The sequence below is a fragment of the Rhizobium skierniewicense genome, assembly GCF_014196515.1.
GTDB classification, from domain to species: domain Bacteria; phylum Pseudomonadota; class Alphaproteobacteria; order Rhizobiales; family Rhizobiaceae; genus Agrobacterium; species Agrobacterium skierniewicense.
In genome coordinates this window covers 66,890-82,609 of the sequence record NZ_JACIDV010000011.1, presented here as the reverse complement: position 1 = coordinate 82,609, position 15,720 = coordinate 66,890, and the positions used below count along the sequence as shown (strand labels likewise).

The 15,720-nt window shown below is 57.5% G+C and carries 15 protein-coding genes; 7 read left to right on the top strand and 8 right to left on the bottom strand.

Translation table 11 applies throughout. From position 1 onward, the window contains the following. Window positions 1-2 precede the first annotated feature (2 nt). The 3 genes from GGQ73_RS17370 to GGQ73_RS17360 all read left to right on the top strand — a co-directional run bounded on the left by GGQ73_RS17370 (window position 3) and on the right by GGQ73_RS17360 (window position 3,922). Complete coding sequence (locus GGQ73_RS17370) at window positions 3-1,100, top strand: ATP-binding protein (RefSeq protein WP_162734008.1); 1,098 nt, start codon at window positions 3-5, stop codon at window positions 1,098-1,100. Further along, window positions 1,097-2,956, top strand: coding sequence for a TniQ family protein (locus GGQ73_RS17365; RefSeq protein ID WP_183897233.1), 1,860 nt, complete (start codon window positions 1,097-1,099; stop codon window positions 2,954-2,956). The genes GGQ73_RS17370 and GGQ73_RS17365 overlap by 4 nt, the downstream gene beginning before the upstream one ends. A gap of 420 nt (window positions 2,957-3,376) precedes the next feature. Next, window positions 3,377-3,922, top strand: a complete 546-nt coding sequence (locus tag GGQ73_RS17360; protein ID WP_183897232.1) for a hypothetical protein — start codon at window positions 3,377-3,379, stop codon at window positions 3,920-3,922. Window positions 3,923-4,375: 453 nt separating this feature from the next. Here GGQ73_RS17360 and GGQ73_RS17355 read toward each other — a convergent pair whose 3' ends face one another. From GGQ73_RS17355 to GGQ73_RS17345, 3 genes are all read right to left on the bottom strand, one after another. Then, on the bottom strand, window positions 4,376-4,738 hold the full coding sequence (locus GGQ73_RS17355) for an endonuclease domain-containing protein (protein ID WP_327786366.1): 363 nt from the start codon (window positions 4,736-4,738) through the stop codon (window positions 4,376-4,378). Between the two features lie 332 nt (window positions 4,739-5,070). Beyond that, the gene (locus GGQ73_RS17350; RefSeq protein WP_183897230.1) at window positions 5,071-5,271 is read right to left on the bottom strand and encodes a hypothetical protein; all 201 of its coding nucleotides are present in this window, start codon (window positions 5,269-5,271) and stop codon (window positions 5,071-5,073) included. Window positions 5,272-6,353: 1,082 nt separating this feature from the next. Continuing rightward, complete coding sequence (locus GGQ73_RS17345) at window positions 6,354-7,613, bottom strand: glycerate kinase type-2 family protein (RefSeq protein WP_183897229.1); 1,260 nt, start codon at window positions 7,611-7,613, stop codon at window positions 6,354-6,356. Window positions 7,614-7,773: 160 nt separating this feature from the next. Here GGQ73_RS17345 and GGQ73_RS17340 point away from each other — a divergent pair, with 160 nt between their 5' ends. After that, window positions 7,774-7,998, top strand: coding sequence for a hypothetical protein (locus GGQ73_RS17340; protein WP_210290166.1), 225 nt, complete (start codon window positions 7,774-7,776; stop codon window positions 7,996-7,998). Window positions 7,999-8,004: 6 nt separating this feature from the next. Here GGQ73_RS17340 and GGQ73_RS17335 read toward each other — a convergent pair whose 3' ends face one another. Beyond that, window positions 8,005-9,732, bottom strand: coding sequence for an ABC transporter ATP-binding protein (locus GGQ73_RS17335; protein WP_183897228.1), 1,728 nt, complete (start codon window positions 9,730-9,732; stop codon window positions 8,005-8,007). Window positions 9,733-9,956: 224 nt separating this feature from the next. On the opposite strand from GGQ73_RS17335, the gene GGQ73_RS17330 reads away from it, so the two are divergent. Continuing rightward, window positions 9,957-11,150, top strand: coding sequence for an AI-2E family transporter (locus GGQ73_RS17330; RefSeq protein ID WP_174153263.1), 1,194 nt, complete (start codon window positions 9,957-9,959; stop codon window positions 11,148-11,150). On the opposite strand, the gene GGQ73_RS17325 is transcribed toward GGQ73_RS17330, so the two are convergent. Continuing rightward, window positions 11,117-11,614, bottom strand: coding sequence for a GNAT family N-acetyltransferase (locus GGQ73_RS17325; RefSeq protein WP_183897227.1), 498 nt, complete (start codon window positions 11,612-11,614; stop codon window positions 11,117-11,119). The two genes, GGQ73_RS17330 and GGQ73_RS17325, sit on opposite strands and share 34 nt — an antisense overlap. Window positions 11,615-11,725: 111 nt before the next feature. Here GGQ73_RS17325 and GGQ73_RS17320 point away from each other — a divergent pair, with 111 nt between their 5' ends. Next, entirely contained in the window at window positions 11,726-12,151 is a 426-nt protein-coding gene (locus GGQ73_RS17320; RefSeq protein ID WP_183897226.1) for a hypothetical protein, read from the top strand. Between the two features lie 2 nt (window positions 12,152-12,153). Here GGQ73_RS17320 and GGQ73_RS17315 read toward each other — a convergent pair whose 3' ends face one another. The 3 genes from GGQ73_RS17315 to GGQ73_RS17305 all read right to left on the bottom strand — a co-directional run bounded on the left by GGQ73_RS17315 (window position 12,154) and on the right by GGQ73_RS17305 (window position 14,626). After that, on the bottom strand, window positions 12,154-13,290 hold the full coding sequence (locus tag GGQ73_RS17315) for a DUF2336 domain-containing protein (RefSeq protein WP_183897225.1): 1,137 nt from the start codon (window positions 13,288-13,290) through the stop codon (window positions 12,154-12,156). A gap of 149 nt (window positions 13,291-13,439) precedes the next feature. Then, window positions 13,440-14,045 carry a flavin reductase family protein gene (locus tag GGQ73_RS17310; protein WP_183897224.1) on the bottom strand — a complete coding sequence of 202 codons (606 nt, stop codon included), beginning with the start codon at window positions 14,043-14,045 and terminating at the stop codon, window positions 13,440-13,442. Beyond that, on the bottom strand, window positions 14,045-14,626 hold the full coding sequence (locus GGQ73_RS17305) for a nitroreductase family protein (protein WP_183897223.1): 582 nt from the start codon (window positions 14,624-14,626) through the stop codon (window positions 14,045-14,047). Before GGQ73_RS17305 ends, GGQ73_RS17310 begins: the two co-directional genes overlap by 1 nt. 109 nt (window positions 14,627-14,735) lie before the next feature. Between GGQ73_RS17305 and GGQ73_RS17300 the strand changes: the two genes are divergently transcribed. After that, a complete protein-coding gene (locus GGQ73_RS17300) occupies window positions 14,736-15,716 on the top strand; it encodes a hypothetical protein (protein ID WP_183897222.1) in 981 nt (326 codons plus the stop codon). Window positions 15,717-15,720: the final 4 nt, after the last annotated feature.

Below are 15,720 nucleotides of genomic sequence, written 5' to 3'. Positions count from 1 at the left end.
ACATGGCTAGATTTGACAAGGAACATGAGGCGCGACGCAGTCAGGCTGCGATCGACCGTATCCGCGGCCTGCTCGGCGAGGAGCGGCTGACGGTGGCCGACCGCATCTCGCTGATTTACGCCGAGTATATTCCACTCACACGTGACGAGCTGTTGCAGGACGCGCTGAAAGCGATGGTGGCCAGCGTCGCGACGCCAATTACCGGCGCACCGGACAAGCGTAGGATTGTCGCCGTATGTGGCAATTCCGGTGCCGGCAAGACAACTGCAGTCATCAAGCACCTACAGAGCTTGAAGGCCACGGCCTCCTATATCGATGAAGACGGCGTCCAGATCCATCCATTGATATGCTTCGAGTGCCCTTCTCCATGCACACCAAAGCTCGTCGCGCTGACCGGGATGAAGGCCTTGGGCATCGCCGCCAGTCCCAATTTGCTTGAGCACAAAGCTTGGGAAGAGTTCCGTCGGCTCCTGAAAGTCCATAAGGTGATGTGGATCTTCATAGACGAGGCTCAGCACGCGATCGAGACGGCTACGCTGCGCGAAGAAACCGTCATCGGAAACTCTCTGAAAGGACTGACGCAGATGCCCGACTGGCCCGTGCGTCTTATTCTGGCAGGAGTGCCGCCTCTCGCTCTCTTCCTCGCGCGCAAACAGCTCTACAACCGACGTACAGTGGTGCCGTTCGAACCGCTCTCCATCTCCGGGGACGACGACCTCATCGGTACATTGCTCGCCACCGTGGCGACGAAGCATGGTGGACTGAAGATGGACATAGATCTCCAGGATAGGGAAAAAGCCTTTCGCGAGCGTCTCTCGCACTCCTGCGAAGCGGAGTTCGGTTCCATCATTCAGATGATCCGCGGAGCGGTCGAGCTTGCGCTTCTCGCTGGACGCGACTCCATTTCTCTCAAGGATTTCGTCGATACCTATGCGTCCTTTTCAGGGTGCCGACCGAACAGAAACATTTTCTCGGCCTCCAACTGGCAGGATCTTGAGCCTTCACTCGCGCTGCTGAGGGAAGAGGATCGGGCCTGGGTAGACGCGCGTCTTAAGGCGAAAGGCAAGAATGCCACGAGATATGGAGTACGACCGCAATGACCCGACTGGCTGAGTTACTCCCCTTTAACGAAGGGGAATCCCTTATGAGCTACTGCTCCCGTCTAGCTGCGGCCTGCGGATATGAAAACGCTCGCGTATTTACAACCAGACTTGGTTTCACATTCAGCGGGCTTGCATTGGGTCGCGAGGAGGCCGTTGCCCGATTTGCATCAGCACTCGGAACGTCTAAAACGTCGCTTGCACGCGGCCTTGTCACGAGAGCGGATCCGTTTTGGACAATCTCCGGAGAGCGCTTCAGCCGCGCGATGGTGCGCAGAGCCCATCTGAGAGTTTGCCCTCACTGCGTTCTCGAGGACGAACACGCAGCCGCTGGTCGTCGTGGCTTCCGAGCCTTCGGCAGGATTGAATGGCTGGTGGGTCCGGTAAGCGTTTGCAGGGAGCACGAGAGCTCAATTTCCACGTTCAGATCGGACGAGCCCCTCCAATATCTAGAAAACGATTTCGCTGGGAAGCTTTCGTTCTTCAACAAGGAGATTTTGGCCCTCGCCGGAACCAAGGCTCGATTTAAACCGGACGCCTATCAAGGATATGTCGAAGGACGTCTTCGTTCAGGTCCCAAAGGAGACCGCTGGCTGGACAGGTTCCCAATCCACGTGGTTGGACGGATCTGCGAGGCCGTCGGACTCGTTGAACAGTTCGGCATCAATGTGCAGTATGGAAAGCTGGAGGAGCTCCAAGTGGCGACTTCTGCAGCATGTGGTTACGACATGATCCACGCCGCAGAAGCCAATTTTCAGGCGTTTCTCGAGAGGTTGGCTGGGCGCTTTCAGCAAACCGATTCGGATATAAAAGGGAAAGGCCTTTTTGGCTATATGTACCACGTCCTGGCGGCGGCGACGCCAACGGAAGAGTATGAGCCGTTTCGGAAGGTGATGCGCGAGGTCACCTTGAATACCATCCCGCTGGGTAAGGGTGCTGAAAATCTCGGGCCGGTTACAAGCCGAAGATTGCATTCCGTGCACTCCGCCGCTTTGGAATACGACCTACAGCCTCTACGTCTTCGCAACCTACTCATCTTGAGCAAAAAAGTGGGCGTCGAATGCGCAAGAAAATCTTATCACCGGATCGTCCTCGATGTTGATGAAATGGAGAAGTTCTGCCTAGAGGTCAAACAAGCGCTCAGCTTTAAGGAAGCGGTAGCTGCGCTCGGGACGGAACGATCGCAGCTAGCGAGCATCGTAAACTTCGGCATTCTCCATCGTCTCGAAGACGCCGTGGCAGGCGTTAGAGATCCAAGCAAAAAGGTTCATGTAACGGCAACGATGTGCTTCCGGCGCGCCGACGTCGAGGAGTTGGGTCGCCGCCTCGACTCGCTTCCACCGTGTCCACCTATGGAAGACTGCGTAAACGTAAGCCAGGCTGCCAAGATGGCTAACTGCAAGAATGGCGAGGTCGTACGTCTTCTCCTCGATGGAGAGCTCGACATCGCACGGATTGAAGGCAGATCAGGTTTGGCCGCCATCGCCGTGAACCCTTTTGAGGTTCGCAAAAAGACGCAGGGTTTCATACATAGCTGTCTAACTCTCCGCGATGTCGAGCTGGCGATCTCGTCGTCCCATAAGGTTGTCAACGCGCTCATCGAAGATGGGCACCTTGCCTCGGTGAAACGGAAGAACCCATGGAAGCGGCACTTGCAGACTGTCGTAGAACCTGACGAGTTAACGCGCTTCATCGAAGCCTTCGTATCTTCGGGCACGCTGGCCTATCGCAACCGCAAGACACCCGCAGGAATCGAGCGGTGCCTGGCCGAGGCTGGCATCTTCCCGGAATTCATAGCATCGAAGAAAAAATTCTATTCCGTCCTTGATGTGAAAGACTTTCCTTTCCTTCCGTAAGTATTGAAAAATTAGAGCCGGGAATTTCCGGCTTTTTTCTTGGCTTGCGCAGTTGGCCAGTTCTAGTTTCCAATATGGACAGAGTTACATCCAATATTTAAATCCGCATGCGGTTTTTCAATAATTTACAGGTGGATTGGCCAGTACTAGGTTGGTTTTCACAACTATTAGACATGGCCAGAGCTCGCGCTGGCCATGTCCCTGACGGTCAAAAAAATCAACGGGATAGCAAACCCATGCATGACCGTAAAACCCCAAGAACAATACCCAAAGTTGTCAAAGCAGCTCTAAGAAGGGAGGTCGGCTTCGGATGCCCTCTTTGCGGCAATCCGCATCTAGAATATCATCATTTCGATCCTCCATGGCGTGAACGAAATCATCATGAAATTGAAGGAATGATTGCGCTTTGCGGGCGTCATCATGATGAAGCGGATACTGGAGCATTCCCAGGTTAGTGGTAAGTTTAACTGGAGAAGAAAACACACTGTTTTTAGATGCGGAGGAAACTACGCCTATCAATGTGACGCTATGCTTACGGCATGCGGAATAGACATAATATATTTTGAAAAAGACGACGATGGCTTTGATACACTATCAATGAATATTTACGACATATGCTTTAATAAGATCGCTGAGATGCGAAAGAACGATTGGATTTGCAGAAATAATGTTGATGAGATTGAAGCAACCCCGAGAACGCCTAAAATTTTAATAAAATCTGAAATACATAGAATAAATTTGGAGTTGGAATTTAAATCAAAAGAAAATATGGAATATCAAGAACTACAGGCTGCTCAACGCCTGGGGGTTCCGCCAGAGGAAGATTTATTACTCGTAACATTAACAGGCAGCTTTCCTGCCCCCTGCTATGCACAAATGACGCACGACAATCTGATAGTCAATGGAAAGCTGAGTTTCTCAAAAAACTTATTCAGTAACACGGGAAAAGCAATAGTAATCGGGTAGTTACAGCTCTAGAAATCACAGTTCCTAAAGTTATCTAGCAAACCACATTGTATAATCGAAATTCTCTTCAGCCTTTAAGGGGCGAGGAAATTGCGCAAACGGCGCGGCATCCGCCCTATCTCTCCCCTTGTGGGAGAGAAAGCAATTTCAACATCTTGAGCACCGCTCAAGTGTTAGAAATTGCAAGTGAGGGGTCCAAGCCCCACCCGCGAACCTAAAAGCCACAGCACACTGTCCCTCAGCGCCAGACACCACCCCTCACCTGAAAAATCTATGACTTAGCAAAGCTAAGACCATGATTTTTCTTCCTCTCCCACAAGGGGAGAGGTAACCCTGCCGTACCACCGAAAATCTCGTCTGCTGTCGAAGTCGCGAACATGCGCAAAAGGCGCGGCATCCGCTCTATCTCTCCCCTTGTGGGAGAGAAAGCAATTTCAGCATCTTGAGCACCGCTCAAGTGTTAGAAATCGCAAGTGAGGGGTCCCGCCCCGCGCTTTGACGCCCCCGCAAACGATCCAAGATACTCAGACAGACAAAATCCAGGTTCCTCTCAATCTCATCGTTCCAGAACCGCATCGTGACAAAGCCCTCATCGCGAAAATACGCGTCGCGCCTGCTATCGGCGTCGCTTTCCGCATGCTGCGCGCCGTCCACCTCGATAATCACCTTCGCGTCGAAGCAGACGAAATCAATGATGTAAGTGTGCATCGGCACCTGACGCCGGAACTTGAACCCTTCCAGCTTCCCACCCCGAAGGGCCTGCCACAGCATATTTTCCGCCCGCGTCGAATCCTTTCGCATTCCTCTGGCGCGCATTCGATTTATGGGCGGCGGGTGATGGTGGTGGGCCATAAAGGTGCCTCGATGTGTGGTCAGCGCAAGAATGCACCCCTCACCTGAAAAATCTATGACTTAGCTGAGCCAAGCTCATGATTTTTCGTCCTCTCCCGCAAGAGGAGAGGCAACCCGTGGCACCCTCGAATTTTTCTCTGCTTGTGACGATCGTTGAGATAGGGCGAATGGCACGGCACCCACCCTCTCTCTCCCCTTCTGGCAGAGAGAGCAATTTCAACATCTCAAGCATCGCTTAAGTGTTAGAAATCGCAGGTGACGGGTCTGTCGCCTCCGCAACCAGAAGACGACGACAACTAGCTCCGACGCGCTTCCAGCCGCCGTTTATCCCGTTCGACATACTCGTATCCCATGCTCGTCAACCGAAACTGGCGTTTCTGGAATTCACCGCGGATCTGGATGAAACCCTGTTCTTCGGCTTCATAGAGCGTCTTCAGACCCACCCCTTTCGGCGGGGTCTGCCAGTCGGTGCCGACGGCGCTGTGCAGCAATACCATAATCTTTATAATGTCGGCTCTCCATGGCTATGCCGCAAATGTGGCCGGTGGCCATCGACTGTCGTCGCAGTTGGTTTCTGTAGCGTAATGGCCATGGGGTTGGCAACGGCGATGTGTTTTTGATGGCTGGGTCAAATTCTTGTGGATCGGAATGCAGAACTTACCGCTCTGTTTTTCCCAGCCAGAAAAATTACTTCCAAACGAAATCAATACCTTACCCGAAAATCGCAAAAAATAGCAAAAAACACGCCGCAGTTTTCTCCACGGCTTGCGAATCGCCCGCGCACTGGTCCCGTTCCGCCCTCGGATACACCGCAAGGCGTTGCGGCGAGGCGGAACCGGCGCTGGTGGTGAGGGGGTACGCAACCCCTCATCGCCGGGGTCCGGCAGCGAATCCCCCCGGCGGCAACGGGTGGGGCGTGGCACCGGTTTCGGACCGGCCGGTGCACCGCCCCCGATGTTCGGACCGGATCGGCATGCCTGCCTCGAATATCCAGACGGGTTTCGAGATCCAGGCAGTGCCGCTCCTGTCCGTCCGCCGCCGGGTGTACCGACAGCTCATCGGCTCCTGGTCGAACGCGACCGCGAGGAGTTTGAAGCGAAAGTCAGGCGGTACACAGGCAAACGCTGCATCTGCCCGGCATCCTCGAAGGGGGAGAAAGGGCAGGTGCGGCCGAACTGGCAGGCGGAATGTTTCGGCAACGAAGCACCCGCCGCCCGGAGGTGAAGGGTTGGATCTTGACCATGTCCGACCGGTGAACCGGCAGGGTTTCGGCCCTTTGCCATCCGGGATGCGCCAGCCGTGGCAAGAGGATCGCTGGCGGGCACAAACCGCTGAACGGGGCGCTGAAAGGTGCCAATATTAGACTACCCAACGAGGCAGCTTGCAGCGCCCCGTCCGAATACCATGGCCGATAAGGCGATGGACCGAGAGAAAAAGAGCACACCACGGGCAGATGCTGCCGCGTGAGCGGCGAAGCTTGCGCAAAAGGCTGGCCGGGATTTTTGACAGGTTCTGTGGAAGGTTATGCAGCCGCTGGCGCTCGGTTATGCAGCCGCTGGCGCTAATGCCAGTTCGCGGCTCATCCCAATAAAAACACCCTGAAATCGTTCACATTCGTCCCCGTTGGCCCCGGCACGAACAGATCGTCGGCCAGATTGAAGGCAGACCACGCATCATGGCCGGACAGCAGAGCCCGCGCATCGCCACCCTCCGCGCGCATACGGCTCACGCTGTCGCCATCGGCAAAGGCACCCGCATTGGTCTCCGAACCGTCGATGCCATCCGTATCCGCCGCCAGCGCCATGATACCGGACACGCCTTGCAGATCGAGCGCCGCCGATAGCAGGAATTCGCTGTTGCGCCCGCCCCTGCCATAGGTGCCGTTGCCGATGGTCACGGTTGTCTCGCCGCCCGATAGCAACACCATCGGCTTGGCGAAGGCAGCATTGTCCGCAAATTCGCGCGCCAGCGCCGCATGCATGCGGCCGATATCCCTCGCCTCGCCCTCAATGCTGTCGGACAGAATGAGTGGATGCACGCCGTGGCGTCGCGCCAGATCGGCAGCGGCATCGAGAGACACCCGCGCCGAGGCGATGACATGGACCATGTTTCCGGCAAAGACCGCATCATCCGGCTTCGGCGCCACGGCATGGCGGATGCTGTCGACAATCCGCTCCGGCAAATCGATGCGGTAATCGCGGATGGCGCGCAAGGCATCCGCAGCATCGCTCTCGTCCGGCACGGTCGGGCCAGAGGCGACGAAGGCGGGGTTGTCGCCCGGCACATCGGAGACCACGAGCGTGACCACGCGGGCCGGACGCGCCAGTGCCGCCAGCCTGCCCCCCTTGATACCGGAGAAGTGCTTGCGCACGACATTCATGGCCGAAATCGGCGCGCCGGAAGCCAGCAGCGCTTCATTGAGCCCGATCTCGTCGCTGAGATCAAAGCCTTCCGGTGGTGACGGCAACAGTGCTGATCCGCCACCCGACACCAGCGCAATGACCAGATCGTCTTCGGTCAACCCGCCGACATGCGCCATCAATGCCTGCGCTGCCGCAAGCCCGGCTGCGTCCGGCACCGGGTGGGCAGATTGAAGAACGCGGGTACGCTGGCATTCCGCCACCGGCCCGTGGCGCGCCACGACCAGCCCGTCAAAAGGGTGCGGCCATGCCCGCTCGAAGGCCTGCGCCATCTGGCTTGCCGCCTTGCCCGCTCCGATCACCACGGTGCGGCCCTTCGGCGGTGGCGGAAGATGGCGAAGGATCGCCTCATAGGGATCGGCGGCCTTCACCGCCGCAAAAAACAGCGTCTCCAGAAACGCGCGCGGATTGGCAATCAACTCTGTCCTCCCTCAAGGCAACTCGCTCTACCTCGCAGCACCATGGCCCGACAAGGTCACCTCGGCAAGCCCGCGCGCCACCGCAGCGTATGGTTGATTGAACTTCTCACATCCTCATGCGTTCGGTTTCACAGACAGACAACGACATCGGAGGGATACCATGACCGATACCGACAATCTGGGACCGGAATACAAAAACAACATTTCGTTGAAGGGCAGACGTTTTGTCTGGGACCGGCGCAAATCGAAGCCGTGGATGTTCACCATGGCCATCATTCTCGGGCTCATCGTCGCCGCCAGCGCAGTGGCGGTGACATATATTGTCAGCGCACATCCCGGCAAGCCTGAGACGAACCCGAGCATTGACGCACCCGCCCGTCCCTGAACCCGCTCAGACCAGAAGCTGCGCGCCGAACTGGGCGTCATACAGACGGCTATAGGGGCCTTTCGCCTGTAAAAGTTCATGATGGTTGCCGGTCTCGACAATGCCGCTTTCATCCACAACCACGATGCGCGTCGCATCGCGGATCGTGGCCAGACGGTGGGCGATGACAAGAGTGGTGCGGCCTGCCGCAAGCTCGCTCAGGGATGCCTGAATAGCCCGCTCCGTCTCGGTATCGAGCGCAGACGTCGCTTCGTCAAGAATGAGGATAGGCGGGTTCTTGAGGAACATGCGGGCAATCGACATGCGCTGTTTCTGCCCGCCGGAAAGCTTAACGCCCCGCTCTCCGATCACCGTCTCCATGCCATCAGGCATATCCTTGATGACGCCATCCAGCCGCGCACGCCGCGCCGCATCCCAGATATCCGCATCGCTCGCGCCCAGACGACCATATTCGATGTTCTCGCGAATGGTGCCGCCGAACAGGAACACATCCTGCTGAACGATTCCGATCTGGCTTCGCAGCGACGCCAGGGTCATCTTGCGGATATCGATGCCGTCGATGCTGATCGCCCCGCCCGTCACGTCGTAAAAACGCGGCAGCAGCGAACACAGCGTCGTCTTGCCCGCGCCGGAAGGACCGACGAAGGCGACGGTTTCCCCGGCCCCGATGGTGAGGTCGATATGACGCAGCACCTGTTTGCCGTCACTATAGCCGAAGCTGACATCGCGGTAGGCGATCTCGCCCCGCAGAGCCGGTGCCTCGATGGCGCCCGGCGCATCGGCAATATCGGGTGCGGTGTCGATCAGCTCGGTAAAACGTCTGAAGCCGGCAATGCCCTTTGGATAGGTCTCGATAACGGAATTGATCTTCTCCACAGGGCGGAAGAAGACGTTGACGAGCAACAGGAAGCCGACGAAGCCCCCATTGGTCAGGTCACCCGTCAGCACGAACCACGCGCCACAGATCATGATGATCATCTGCGTCAGACGCATGCTCATGTAGCTCAGGGAGGTGCTGGCCGCCATGATCTTGTAGGCACTGAGTTTGGTCTGGCGGTAACGCTGGTTATCGGCTTCGAACAGCGCCCGCTCGTGGTCCTCGTTGGCAAAGGCCTGAACGACGCGCATGCCACCGACATTTTCTTCGATGCGGGCATTGAAGGCACCGACGCGGCCGTAGAGCGCGCGGAAATTGTTGGTCATGCGGCTGCCGTATCGGCTCGTCACCCAGGCCGTGACTGGAACCACCGCAGCGGTCACCAGCGCCAGCGGCACGTTGACGGACATCATCAGCGCGAACGCCCCGAGGAAAGTCATCACGGCGATGAACAGGTCTTCCGGCCCATGATGCGCCACCTCGCCGATTTCCTCGAGGTCCTTCGTCAGCCGTCCGACCAGATGGCCGGTCTTCTGGTTGTCGAAAAAGCCGAAGGACAGTTTTTGCAGATGGTCGAAGGCACGGCGGCGCATGTCGGTTTCGATGTTGATGCCGAGCATGTGTCCCCAATAGGTGACGATCGCCATCAACCCGGTGTTCATCACATAGATCACCAGAAGACCGATAGACGCAAGGACGATCAGACGCCAGTCGCCTGCGGGCAAAAGCACATCCACGAACGCCTTTACCGCCATCGGAAAGCCGAGTTCCAGAACGCCGGAAAGAACGGCGCAGGAAAAGTCCATGATGAACAGCCCGCGATACGGGCGATAATAGGAGAAGAAGCGACGAAGCATGGCTTTTGTCCAGGACGGCAGGCAACAGCCGTCGAAATTGCAAGTTTGGTCCCCAACTCTCACATTTCCGTAACAAGGCCAAGATAGGGGGCGGTATTTTTACCAAAATCGTCCAATAACGCGTAGCAACACTATAAAAACGAAATGATGCTGGATTATGTTTCGCCTATCGGCACAATGGTGTCAGAACAACATCCGGTCGGGGAAGCGAAAGAGACGCGATTTTGAGCAAAATTGACACGCCCAGAAAGCCCGCAGAGCCACGCTGGCTTGGTCCGGCAGCACATGCGCGCACCGCGCTCGTGCCATCCATCTCGGCTGCGCGCTGGCTTCTGGTTCTCATCGTCGCCGCAGGTATCTACTTTTTCTACGGCTTCCTCGTTCCCGTGCTCGCAGCATTGGTCATCGGCTTCGCCAGTTGGCCCGTCTACCGTGAACTGTTGCGGCGCGTGGGCGGCAACAACACCGTGGGCGCCACTCTTGCATTGCTGCTCATCATTACCTTCCTGATCGTGCCGATCTTTATCGCAGCCTCCTATACCGGCAGCGAAATCCGCGAATGGTTCGGCTGGGCCGTCGAGGTGAACAAGGTGGGAGCGCCCGTGCCCGCATGGATTGCCGCCCTGCCCGGCGTCGGCCTGTGGATGAGCGAACAATGGGTTCGCTACATCGGCACACCCGGCGCCATTGGTGAGGTCATCCAACTGGTCAGCGGCGCCAATATCGGCAACATCTACCGCGCCATCGTCGCCGCCGGAAACGGCGCATTCCATCTGATCCTCACATTGCTTTTCATGCTGATCGCGCTGTTTTTCGTCTACCGCAACGGCGTCGGCTTCGCACGTCAGATCGACCTTATCGGAGAGCGCATTCTGCCCACGCGGTGGGAGCGGATTTCCCGTGTCGTTCCGGCCACGATCAGCTCCACCGTGACGGGCATGACGCTGATCGCGATTGGCGAAGGCATCATCCTGGGCGTGGCCTACTGGATCGCCGGCGTCCCCTCGCCCGTCACCCTCGGCGTCCTGACTGGCGTCATGGCGCTGATCCCCGGTGGCGCGCCCTTGTCGTTCACGCTCGTGTCCGTCTACCTCATGGCCAGCGGTTCCCTCACCGCAGGCATCGCGCTGCTGGCCTGGGGCTCGATCGAGCTTTTTATCGTGGACAAGACCATCCGCCCACGCCTTGTCGGCGGCCCGATCAAATTACCCTTCCTGCCAACCTTTTTCGGTCTGATCGGCGGCGTCAAGACGATGGGCTTTCTCGGCCTGTTCATCGGTCCGGTCCTGATGGCCCTACTCGTTGCCGTGTGGCGCGAATGGGTGCGAGAAGTGGAACTCTCCGCCATCGAGGACGAAGTCGTGCCACCAGGACCGGAAATCGATCACGCAGCGCCGCTACGTAAGACGGCCTCGTAGCCCGCCGCTTGAAGCCTCAGCTCCATGAAAAGGCTGAGCGGATCCGGCTTGTATGGCGGGAACGGCTCGATATCGACGAAGCCCGCCTCATGATAAAGCCTGATTGCCGCCGGCTGGCTAATGCCCGTTTCCAGGCGGATCGCGGTCAGCCCGCGTTCGTGTCCAAGTTCGACCAACGCATTCAGCATCAGCTTGCCGATTTTCAGGCCGCGTGCTTTCGGGTCGACAAACATACGCTTGATTTCCGCTGTGCCATCACCGGCTTCGACAAGAGCGCAGCAACCAACGATCTCGCCATCATGACGTGCCGCAAAGAATGAAACGTTCGGTTTCTCCAGACTGGTGATATCGACGAGATGATTGCTTTCGGGCGGATAGAGCGATGCGGCGTAGGCGTCGGACTGATCGAGAAGGCTAAGGATCTCCGGCTGGCGGGGACTTTCCAAGGTGATGGCAATGGGCATGCTAATTTCCGTTTATTTTTGCAAATGCAGGGCGTTGCGTCGCAATAAGACTACAATTCCGCTAGATCGTCGCTGTTAGACAATTCTCCTTCCAGAGGCAACAGAGCGACAATGAGAACCGCGCTTGTTTTGATGACCATTCTCGGCTGCGACGATACCGCAACCGACTGCCGACATATCGCGACCATGCAGCAACGCTGGACGAGCATAGAACTGTGCGATGCCGAATCGGAAAAGCAGCTGGGCAATTTCGCCAACGCCTCCTATCCCGTGGTGGTCGCCGTTTGCCAGACACCGGATGCGCCGAAAGATGACATTGCCAAGACCGATGGTGCCAAGACCGATGGTCAGACGCCGGACGCGACCACCACATCGCTTCCGCTGGACACGGAAGAAGAGCAGACGCTGACACAGCGCGCCATCACCCGTGTGCGCAGAATTTTGCCGTCCACCGAAGGCGTCAAGGAAGTGTTGGGCAAGCCGGTACGAATGGTGGAAGACAGCTATTCCTGGATCGCACGTCGTTTCGCAAAGTAGCTCTACGCGGCCTGCGCAACCAAGTCGCTCGCCAAGGCCCGGGCGCGATTGCGCTGTTGCAGCATGTGCAGTTTTTCCACCATATGCAGCAATTCGCGCATGGCAGCATCGCCGTCAACATGCGCAAATTTTGCCATCAACCCCGACGACAGCTCCATGATGGTGTCCGCATAAGGCGTGTCCGCAGCATTCCGCCACAAAAGCGTCGCCTCCATGAAGATGTTCAGCACTGCACCGAAAAGGCCTGTCGATTGGAACAGGGCCTTCAGCGCATGATGTCGTCCTGTGGCCAGAATGGAGCGCACCCGGTGGCTGTCCAGACCCGACAGATTGGAGATCGATTCGGCAAAGAAATCGAGTTTTCCAGAGCACAATGCACTCATCAGAAAGGCAGGTGTAAGCCCCGCCTGCTCCCGAAGATGTTCGACCATCATCGGCATATCTTCCCTGGCGACATCGCCGGCAATCATCACCGTTGCCGCGTCAGAGGCATCCCGAATGACACTTTGAAGACGACCCGCGGGTATGACGTTGCCGACGAGATCGCATGCCGCTAGCGCCGCACCGATATGGCCGACCATGCTGTAGCGCACATCGGCGGGCAGATCGTCATGGTGCAGAAGAAGGTCTCGGATCTCAGCATCATCCACATGCCGCTCGGCAATTCGTCGTAGAGCAAAGGGCGTGATACAGGCGCTGCGGTTTTCGAGCAGAATGGAGAGTTCGAGAACACCGCCGAGTTCGGCCAGCGCCGCACAGGCGCCCGCAGCAAGGTACGGGCGCGCGGCAATCATGGCGCGTGTCATGGCCGTGCCGTTTCCGGCCAGATCGACCAGATCGGTTTCCCGCAGCACAGGCGAATGGATAATGACAAGGCAGGCGATTTCGGGCTGATCTTCCGCGAGCGCGAAGACAATGGCGCGGGGTGCATCGGGCGCGTAGGCTAGCTGTTCTGCGAGGGCGAGGCGCACCTTCGGGGACGGATCATCCAGTAGATAGGTCATCGCATCATAGGCGCTATCGTAACGATCCTGCGGCAGGCGGGATTGCAGATAAGCCTGCGCAAGTACGCTGGCCGCCTTGGTGCGATCACGCGATCCAGCTTTTTCCGACCAACGAAGAAATGCTTGTACGATCACCCTGCGCCCCAAAAACAGACAATTCCGACTGGTCTGGAACAGGCGTGATCCCAATGCGAATCCGACCCCTGCCCCTAGAGTACCGACACTAGGAGCAAAAGGTTTACGATTGGTTCACCATATCTTTTAACAATCCGGAAAGACGCATCTCACGAACCGGGCCGCTTGAGCTGGAAGACGTCAACGCCGCCGTCGCAATAATCCATGTAGCCCATGCGCGCCACGGGGCGTGCCCGTGTCATGTCTATACGACCATTGTCGATGACGGCTTCATCCAGATGAATGCCGACGACCTGCCCGAAGACAATCCAGGAATCAGCCTCCACGCCATCGACATCCACGGGGCGCATGATCTGCGTGACGCGGCACTCCAGAGCGGCATAGGCCTCCGCGACATAGGGTGCATCCACAAGTTCCCCCTGTTTCGGCGTGAGCCCGGCAAGCTCGAATTCGTTGACACCATATGCGACAGGCGCGGAGGATGCGTTCATCTTGTCCACAAGGTGCCGGCTGACGAGATTGGCGGTAAACACACCGCTTTCCTCGACATTGCGCACGCTATGCTTATGGCCGCTGGACGAAAACATGATGAGCTTGGGGACATCCGCCACCGCATTGAAGAAAGAATACGGCGCAAGATTGAGCGATCCGTCCTTTCCCTTGGACCCGATCCAGCCGATAGGCCGTGGCGCGACAATGGCCTTGAATGGATCATGCGACAGGCCATGCCGATTGGTATCGGTGGTGTAGAACATCAGGCTTCGCCCACCCATGTCACGACGTCAGAGAGTTGCGGACGCGGGCGTTCGACCGGCGGAAACGTCGTTGACCCAATGTGGATGAAGCCCGCGATTTTTTCGCCCGGATTGACCCCTAGCGCGGGGAAGAGTGCTTCGTCGTAGGACACCCATTCCGTCAGCCAGTTGGCGGCATAGCCCTTGGCGTTGGCCGCAAACAGCATGTTGAGGCAAACTGCACCGACGGACATGACCTGCTCCCATTCGGGAATTTTGACATGCGGCGCAGCCGTGCTGACAACAGCGACAACAAGAGGTGCGCGGGTGAAGCGGGTGCGCTCGACCTCCTGATATTCGGCGCTGAGGTCAGGTGTTTTTTCGAGTGCGCGCTTCAAGGCAGCGTTGCCCAGCCGCTCGCGCTCTTCGCCCCGGTAGACGATGAAGCGCCATGGCGCGATCTTGCCGTGGTCGGGAACGCGGACTGTCAGGCGCAATATCTCTTCGATCTCTGCGCGATCCGGGCCCGGCTCGGTCAGCTGCGGCGCTGGCGTGGACCGGCGAACATTCAGGTAATCGATGAGGGTGATATTGTCTTTCATATCAGAACCGTTCCATTATCATACATATCAAATCAGGGGCCTTGAAATCGCCACGGCATTGCGTTTGAAGTGGTCCCAGAAAAACAAGAAGTCAATCCGGTTGAGCGTAATGACATCCATCAAAATTGCGGCAAGTGTTTGTATGGCAGCCGTTTTGGTCGTCTTGCCGAGTGGTGCCGCGTTCTCTCAGGACGCCTTCAAGGATTTCAAACAGCTTGGCGGAACGCAGAAGATGCCAAAGCTCAACGCTTTCACGGCACCCGCTGCCCCCGACGCCCCACAATCCAACTCCCGCGACATCACCATGGAAGCCAAGCTGACCAATGACGGAGAGCCGATGATGGAGGGGCTCGCATGGCGCGTGTTCAGCCCCATACCCGGCCCGGACGGGAAGTTGCCGATGTTGGCGAGTTCGGATGGCGGCCCGGCGGAATTCCACCTGACACCCGGTGACTACTTCATCAATGTGTCGTTCGGACGTGCAGGCGTGACCAAGAAGGTCAGCGTTCCCGCCAGTGGCAAGATCGACAAGCAGGTGCTGATTCTCGATGCCGGTGGCTTCGTACTGAACGCCGTGGCCGGAACCGACAAACGGATTTCGCCGGGCCAACTCAAATTTTCGATCTATTCACCGGATACGCAGGAGGATGGTGAACGCCGTCTCGTGATGTCCGATGTCAAACCCAACACCATCGTGCGGCTCAACGCCGGGACCTACCATGTCGTCTCCGAATATGGCGGCGTCAACGCGGTCGTCCGCGCCGATATTCAGGTCGAGGCGGGCAAGCTGACGGAAGCGACGCTTCAGCACCGTGCCGCACAGGTAACGCTGAAGCTGGTGTCGGAACATGGTGGCGAAGCGATTGCCGATACAGCCTGGTCGGTACTCACAGGCTCGGGTGACCTCGTCAACGAAAGCGTGAGCGCTTTCTCCACGATGGTTCTGGCCGACGGCGAATACACAGCCATCGCCCGCAACAAGGACAAGGTCTACCAGCGCAACTTCAAAGTGGCTGCGGGCAACGACTCAGATGTTGAAGTGTTGATGAAGGACCAGGCCCCGGAAGAGACGACGGGTGATTTCGAGTGACGTC